We start from the raw sequence: 6087 nt of genomic DNA, 5'->3' as shown, positions 1-6087 counted from the left end.
GGCTTCGGGCTCGGGGCCGGTGTCGCGGCGGTCCTCGCCCAGTGGGCGCCGTGGCCCAGCCAGTTGGCCTACCTGATCAACATCGCGATGACCGTCGTCGCCTTGATTCTCCTCTGGTCGACGCCCGAGACCCGCACCGGTGCCCGCGACGGGCGGTTGCTTGACGATCTTCGGATCCCGTCCGCCGGTAAACGCGCGTTTTGGGTGCAGGTCGCGCCCATTGCGCCGTGGGTGTTCGGTACGTGTGCTGTTGCCTATGCGGTGATCCCGCAGCTGCTGACCCCGAAGACCGACGGCTGGCAGATCGTGTTCGCCGGACTGTGCTGCGTTATCGGATTGACCGCGGGGTTCTTTGTGCAGACCCTCGGCCGCCGGATCGACCGACCCGGCTCGCCGCGGGGTGCCATCGTTGCGATGATTCTGGTGGTGGCCGGCATGTTGTTAGCCGCGATGGCCGCGCGGATCCTCACCGTGCCCGCGGGCCTGATTGCGGCGACCGTCCTCGGCGCCGGGTACGGGATGGCGATGATCGCCGGTCTGCTCGCCACCCAGCGCCTGGCCGGTCCCAACGACCTCGCCGGTCTCACCGCAGTCTTCTACGGTCTCACCTACCTGGGCTTTGCCAGTCCGGCGATCCTTACCTGGCTGCACGAACAATTCGGCTTCGGCTATCCGGCCATGATGATCTTCGGTGCCGTGGTGGCCGCCGGCGCCTTGGTGCTGGTGCTGTTCGGCTACCGTGCCGGAGCGCCCAGCGGCATGCGGCTCGGCACCGGCAAACACCACGAGGAGCAGGTGCTCTAACACCAGCCAGGGCGTCCGGCCGCCCGGCGGTCAGTCGGGGTACCCGCCGGGATTCTGCGACTGCCAGCGCCACGAATCGGCACACATCTCGTCGAGAGTTTTGCGGGTACGCCAGCCCAGCTCGGCGTTCGCCTTGCTCGCATCGGCCCAGTACGCTGGCGCATCGCCGGGCCGGCGAGGAACTATCTCGTACGGGATCTCCCGTGCGCTGGCCCGCGCGAACGAATCCACGAGCGCCAGCACCGACACCCCGTCCCCGGAGCCGAGGTTCCAGGCGCTCCACCCGTCGTCGACGGCGCGCATCCGGTCCAGCGCCGCGATATGCCCGGCGGCCAGGTCTTCGACGTGGATGTAGTCGCGGACCCCGGTGCCGTCGACGGTGTCGTAGTCGTCGCCGAAGACCGACAGCTTCTCCCGGCGGCCGACCGCGACCTGAGCGACAAACGGCATCAGGTTGTTCGGAAAGCCGCTCGGGTCCTCGCCGATGAGCCCGCTCGGATGTGCGCCGACCGGATTGAAATACCGCAGCACCGCGATCCGCCAGCGGTCGTCGGCGTTCGCAAGATCAGCGAGCACCTGCTCGCTCATCACCTTGGTCCAGCCGTACGGGCTGGTGGCGGTGGTGGGCATGTCTTCGGTGCGTTCGCGGACCGGATTGTCGCCATACACCGTCGCCGAGGACGAGAACACGAAGGTGCGCACATTGTGGGCGTCCATCGCGGCCAACACCGAGAGCGTGCTGTCGAGGTTGTTCTGGTAGTAGCTCAGGGGCTTGGCCACCGACTCGCCCACAGCTTTGAAGCCGGCGAAGTGAATCACCGCGTCGAGTCGCTCGACGGCGAACATCTCCGTGGTGGCCGCGCGGTCCGTGAGATCTACCCGATAGACCGGAATCGACTGGCCGGCAAGGGATTCCAATCGATCGATGACGGAGGGTTTGGCATTGCTGAAGTCGTCGGCGATCACGGCCTGGTGGCCGGCAGCGAGCAACTGCAGCACGGTGTGCGAGCCGATGTAGCCCGCGCCGCCGGTGACCAGAACGCGCATGTCTTCTCCCTCGGTGCGGCTTGACGGTCGCTCGATGCGATGATTCACAGAGTCTGCTGAGTCTTTGCGTATGAGGCTTCCACACCCGACTTGACCGGCTCCCACCAGTCACTGTGATTTCGGTACCAATCGATGGTGTCGGCGAGCCCGGAGCGGAAGTCGGTGAAGCGCGGCGTCCACCCGAGCTCGGTGCGCAGCCGCGTCGAATCGATCGCGTACCGACGGTCGTGCCCGGGCCGGTCGGTGACGAAGTCGAAGGCGTCGGTGGGCTGACCCATCAGGTCCAGAATGTCTTCGACGACTGTCCGATTGTCCACTTCGCCGTCGGCGCCAATCAGATACGTCTGCCCGGGCTCGCCGCGGTCGATGATCGTCCAGACCGCGTCATTGTGGTCGGCAACGTGAATCCAGTCGCGCACGTTGGCGCCGTCGCCGTACACCTTAGGCCGCACGCCGGTGAGAACATTGGTGATCTGCCGCGGAATCAGCTTCTCCACGTGCTGGTACGGCCCATAGTTATTGGAGCAGTTCGAGATGGTTGCGGTGATCCCGAAGCTGCGCACCCAGGCCCGCACCAGCAAGTCGCTGCCGGCTTTGGTGGCGCTGTACGGGCTCGACGGGTTGTAGGCGGTCGCTTCGGTGAACCGCTCCGGGTCGTCGAGATCCAGATCGCCGTACACCTCGTCAGTACTGATGTGGTGCAGCGCCGTGCGGTGCCGGCGTACCGACTCGAGCAGGGTGTACGTGCCCACCAGGTTGGTGTCGACGAACGACGACGGATCGGTCAACGAGTTGTCGTTGTGCGATTCGGCGGCGAAGTTCACCACCAGGTCGTGGGCGGCGACCAAGGGATCGACCAGCGCCGCGTCGCCGATGTCGCCGCGCACCACGGTGATCGCGCCGGCGACCGGCTCCAGGGTGCGCGGATTGGCGGCATAGGTGAACTTGTCCAGCACGGTGATCTCGACGTCCGGGCGGGTCGCCAGCGTCGAGCGCACGAAATTCGCCCCGATGAAGCCAGCGCCCCCGGTGACCAGCACGCGCATCGCTCCGCACCTCTCCTCGCCCAGCATTCGATGTGTCCTGCCGACTCTACCGATAGGCTTTGCCCATGCGCGGAATCATCCTGGCCGGTGGCACCGGATCGCGGTTGCACCCGATCACCCAGGGCGTCAGCAAGCAACTGGTCCCGGTGTACGACAAGCCGATGGTCTACTACCCGCTCTCGACGCTGATGTTGGCCGGGATCCGAGACATCCTGGTGATCACCACGCCGCACGACCGCCCGGCGTTCGAGTACCTCCTCGGCGACGGCTCGCAGTTCGGTATCCGCCTCACCTACGCCGTCCAGTCCGCACCGAATGGTCTCGCGCAGGCCTTTGTGCTCGGCGCCGACCACATCGGTGACGATACCGTCGCTCTCGTCCTGGGCGACAACATCTTTTACGGCCCGGGCCTGGGCAGTCAGCTGCAAGGCTTCAGCGACGTCGACGGCGGCGCGATTTTCGCTTATCGGGTGGCTGATCCGTCGGCGTACGGGGTGGTCGAGTTCGACGACACCGGCCGTGCCGTCTCGCTGGCAGAGAAGCCCACCGACCCGAAGTCGCACTACGCGGTACCGGGGCTCTACTTCTACGACAACGACGTCGTGGACATCGCCCGCGGCCTCACCCCGTCGCCGCGCGGCGAGTACGAGATCACCGACATCAACGCCGAATACCTGCGGCGTGGCAAACTGCACGTCACCGTACTGCCGCGCGGCACCGCCTGGCTCGACACCGGCACGTTCGACTCGCTCCTGGACGCGGGCAACTTTGTCCGCACCGTCGAGCAGCGGCAAGGCTTGAAGATCGCGGTGCCCGAGGAGATCGCCTGGCGGCTGGGATACCTCACCGACGACGAACTGCGCTCGCGGGCAAGCGAATTGACCAAGTCCGGATACGGCAAGTACCTGCTGGACCTCCTCGACCGCGGACCGGAGCTCTGAGCGTTATGCAGGTGCGCGAACTGTCCATCGCCGGCGCGTGGGAATTCACCCCTGCGCAGTTCGGCGACGATCGTGGGATATTCCTGGAGTCGTTCAAGGCCGAGGTGCTGGCGGCGGCGATCGGACACCCGTTTACCGTGGCGCAGGCCAACACGTCAGTGTCGGCGGCCGGGGTGATCCGCGGCATCCACTTCGCCGATGTGCCGCCCGGACAGGCCAAATATGTCACCTGCGCGGTGGGTGCGGTGCTCGATGTTGTCGTTGATCTGCGGGTCGGGTCGCCGACCTTCGGCGAGTACGACGCGGTGCTGCTCGACGACGCCGACCGTAAAGCGGTGTATCTGGCAGAGGGGCTCGGTCACGCTTTCTGTTCACTGCAGGACGGATCGACGGTCACCTATCTCTGTTCCACCGGCTACAATCCGTCGGCCGAGCACGGCATCGATCCGCTGGACCGTGAACTCGGCATCTCGTGGCCGCTGGTCGGTCGCGACGGCGCCCCGCTGGATTTCGTGTTCTCGGCGAAGGACCGGGCTGCTCCCAGCTTGTGTGAGGCCACCGGGGCCGGGCTCCTGCCCGAGTGACCGGTCGCGGTTCTGGTCGTTGGGCGCACGGAAACCGCGACCGATACCGGATCCAGAGTGCCGGGGCCGATCAGGGTGCGGGGTAGGGCGCGAGTTCGGGGACAAACAACCAATCGCGCCAGAAGTCGTTGAGCGAGTCGTCGGTGTAGGTACTTGCCAGCGCGATGAAGTCCTCGGTGGTCACGCAGCGGTACCGGTACTTGTCGGTCCACCGGTGCAGCAATTTGAAGAAGGCGCCGTCGCCCAGGCGCAAGCGGAGGGCGTGCAGGGTGACGGCGCCGCGCTTGTAGACCCAGTCGTCGAACATCTCCCGCGGGCCTGGGTCGCCGAGGGCGACGGCGACCGGGTTGGCGGCCAACTTGGCGTAGTAATGCCGGGCCCACTCGTCCGCGGAGCGGCCGCCACTGTGCTGGCTCCACAGCCACTCCGCATAGCAGGCGAAGCCCTCGTTTAGCCAGATGTCCTGCCAGCGTGCCAAGGTCACCGAGTTACCGAACCACTGGTGCGCCAACTCGTGCGCGATGAGGCGCTCACTGGCTAGGGTGCCGTCGCAGTGGTTGGCGCCGAACGTCGCGAAGCTCTGCGCTTCGAGGGGGATGTCCAGGTCGTCGTCGACGACCACCGCCGTGTAGATCGGGAACGGATACGGCCCGAACATTTCGCTGAAGACGGCGATCATCGCGACCTGATTGGCGAAGCTGGCGTCGAAGTCTGCCATTCGCGCCCGCGGTGCGAGCGCGTACACCGGCACCGGCACATCGGTGATTTGCCGGTGCTCGTATTGCCCGATCTGAATGGACGCGAGATAGGTAGCCATCGGCTCCACCTGCTCGTACACCCAGGTGGTCTGCGTCGCCGACCGTTTCTTATCGATCAGCACACCATTGGCGAGTGCGTGGTACGGGCTGTCGGTGGTGATGGTGATCTGGAAGGGCGCCTTGGCCTCGGGATGGTCGTCACAGGGGAACCACGACGGTGCGCCGTTCGGCTGGTTTCCGCACAGCACACCGTTCTCCAGCTCCTCCCACCCGACTTCACCCCACGTGCTGCGGATCGGTCGCGGATTGCCCGCGTACCGGACAACGATGTTCATTGCGCCGCCGGGCGGGATCGCGGCCGCCGGTGTGATCGAGAGCTTGCCCGCGCGATGAGCATGGCGCGCCCGCTTCTGGTTCACAGTGACTCGCTCGACGTGCAGCGATGTGGCGAGGTCGAGCGTGAAGCGGTTCAGTTGCTGGTACGACGTTGCGGTGAGGTGAGCGGTGCCCCGCAGCCGGTTGGAGTTGACGCGGTAGTCGAGCGTGAGGTCGTATCGGGAGACGCGGTACCCGAGATTTCCGGTCTTCGGAAGGTACGGATCCAGCTCGTGTGAAGTGCCGCTCAGGACAGGTGTGTGCGCGCTGCCGCTGCCCTGATTCCTCAGCACCTGGCCTCACCTCATGTAGTCGCCGTAGGGGGAATAGGCACACCCTACCTGGGACCTATCGCGGTGGCTTGCCAGCGTGATCGGGTGGCTCAACCGGCCTGAAGACGACAGTGGGTGACGGCCCCCCGGCGGCCGGTGGTGGTGGCGCCGTCGACGGGTGCGGGGAGCGGGAATTGTGAGCTACGGGCGGCGCCGGCCGTCTTACGGGTGCGCCCGGCGGCGCCGGCTGCGGGTAGGGC

The 6087-nt window shown here is 66.2% G+C and carries 6 protein-coding genes; 3 read left to right on the top strand and 3 right to left on the bottom strand.

Annotated features, from left to right (window positions below; genetic code table 11):
• The coding region (locus WAW85_RS15530; protein ID WP_422560486.1) for an MFS transporter at positions 1-804 on the top strand (804 nt) is incomplete at its 5' end.
• A gap of 30 nt (positions 805-834) precedes the next feature.
• Here WAW85_RS15530 and galE read toward each other — a convergent pair.
• Together galE and rfbB are read right to left on the bottom strand one after the other, a co-directional pair.
• Entirely contained in the window at positions 835-1851 is a 1017-nt protein-coding gene (gene galE / locus WAW85_RS15525) for a UDP-glucose 4-epimerase GalE (RefSeq protein ID WP_422560485.1), read from the bottom strand.
• A gap of 44 nt (positions 1852-1895) precedes the next feature.
• Positions 1896-2897, bottom strand: coding sequence for a dTDP-glucose 4,6-dehydratase (gene rfbB / locus WAW85_RS15520; RefSeq protein WP_422560484.1), 1002 nt, complete (start codon positions 2895-2897; stop codon positions 1896-1898).
• A gap of 65 nt (positions 2898-2962) precedes the next feature.
• Between rfbB and rfbA the strand changes: the two genes are divergently transcribed.
• Both rfbA and WAW85_RS15510 read left to right on the top strand, forming a co-directional pair.
• Complete coding sequence (gene rfbA, locus WAW85_RS15515; RefSeq protein WP_422560483.1) at positions 2963-3838, top strand: glucose-1-phosphate thymidylyltransferase RfbA; 876 nt, start codon at positions 2963-2965, stop codon at positions 3836-3838.
• A gap of 5 nt (positions 3839-3843) precedes the next feature.
• Positions 3844-4422: a dTDP-4-dehydrorhamnose 3,5-epimerase family protein gene (locus tag WAW85_RS15510; RefSeq protein WP_422560482.1), complete on the top strand. Its 579-nt coding sequence runs from the start codon at positions 3844-3846 to the stop codon at positions 4420-4422.
• A 70-nt stretch (positions 4423-4492) separates the two neighbouring features.
• On the opposite strand, the gene WAW85_RS15505 is transcribed toward WAW85_RS15510, so the two are convergent.
• Positions 4493-5845: a M1 family metallopeptidase gene (locus tag WAW85_RS15505; protein ID WP_422560487.1), complete on the bottom strand. Its 1353-nt coding sequence runs from the start codon at positions 5843-5845 to the stop codon at positions 4493-4495.
• Positions 5846-6087: the final 242 nt, after the last annotated feature.

Source organism: Gordonia sp. (in: high G+C Gram-positive bacteria) (assembly GCF_049299075.1).
In the GTDB taxonomy this organism is placed as follows: domain Bacteria; phylum Actinomycetota; class Actinomycetes; order Mycobacteriales; family Mycobacteriaceae; genus Gordonia.
This window is presented reverse-complemented; position numbering and strand designations above follow the sequence as displayed.

What these genes read in the sequence shown, in the direction of transcription:
- galE (WP_422560485.1), bottom strand. Translation starts at nt 1,851, where the DNA reads ATGCGCGTTCTGGTCACCGGCGGCGCGGGCTACATCGGCTCGCACACC.
- rfbB (WP_422560484.1), bottom strand. Translation starts at nt 2,897, where the DNA reads ATGCGCGTGCTGGTCACCGGGGGCGCTGGCTTCATCGGGGCGAATTTC.
- rfbA (WP_422560483.1), top strand. Translation starts at nt 2,963, where the DNA reads ATGCGCGGAATCATCCTGGCCGGTGGCACCGGATCGCGGTTGCACCCG.
- WAW85_RS15510 (WP_422560482.1), top strand. Translation starts at nt 3,844, where the DNA reads ATGCAGGTGCGCGAACTGTCCATCGCCGGCGCGTGGGAATTCACCCCT.